Genomic DNA, 1048 nt, shown 5'->3' with positions numbered 1-1048 from the left:
AAAGTCGCCACAATTGCCAAAGAGCAGGCATGGATATTCCAACCCAGACTAACCATAAAGGTTTAGTTTTCGGCTCCCCTAATTCATCAATTCGCTGGATTTGAATCAGATTCATTGAGTGTTTAGCCTTACGGGGCTACAAAAAGGGCTAGGATGCAGATAAAATAAGCCTCATAGCCCTTTCCCCTTGTTGATAATACTTTCGCTTATTAGGAGCTAATATCATTAACTCCGCCACCAGTTCATAAGAATTTTCCATAAAATTGACCCAGTTAGACCCATATAATCCAATATAAAAACTGCTATGACGGCGAACTGTCCTTAAGGATTCTTTAATTCGACCGACATATTTTTGAACACCTTTATGTTTAATTTTTTGACCAGATATAGTTGCAGCTGTATAGGCAAGTGAGATTAATAATATTAAGGAAATTAGCCGTCGCCCTGATACATTAGTATCTTCCAAGTTATAACCACCACTCTTAAAATCTCTAAACATCTCTTCAATATCAAAACGTTGTTTATAAGCAATAATCGCTGAATCTAAATTATCTAAATTAGTTAGGATAAACCAGCCCTCCTCTGGCGCAACTCCAAAGCGTTTCCGTTTCCATTTACCCGCAAGATTAAAGCTGATAAATCCTGTAGCTTTTGTATACTTAATACCTTGGTAAAAGAATGAAACTCCAGGCGATAAACCTGAATCTTTTAATTGCAACCAAATTTTCGGTTCTATTTCTATAAAAGCATCTTTCTTTATACGTAAACAAAAATACACTTTCTGCTCTGTAAGCCAGTTAGCCAATTTCAATGAACAAAATTCGCGGTCTCCTAGCACAACGGTTTTATAATTTTTAAAAAGCGGCAGTGCTTTGTTGAAAACAACTTTTTGTTCGTCAAAATTACTTGAGCCTAATTTACTTACTGGAGTTTAGACTAAAGATAAGCGAGCGGAAAATAATACTTAGAAAAGTATGGATAAAAAATTGACATATCTGTTCAGGTGAAAAGTCACTGAAAAGAAAAGGCGGTCAGCTATGTTGAACTG

The 1048-nt window shown here is 35.9% G+C and carries 1 pseudogene; it reads right to left on the bottom strand.

From position 1 onward, the window contains the following. Window positions 1-148: 148 nt before the first annotated feature. Window positions 149-919 (bottom strand): annotated as a pseudogene (locus IQ246_RS29785) (IS4 family transposase); the annotation flags it as partial. Window positions 920-1048: the final 129 nt, after the last annotated feature.

It is taken from the genome of aff. Roholtiella sp. LEGE 12411 (genome assembly GCF_015206995.1).
In the GTDB taxonomy this organism is placed as follows: domain Bacteria; phylum Cyanobacteriota; class Cyanobacteriia; order Cyanobacteriales; family Nostocaceae; genus Komarekiella.
Note: the sequence above shows the minus strand (reverse complement) of the source record. Positions and strands in the feature narration are given on the sequence as shown.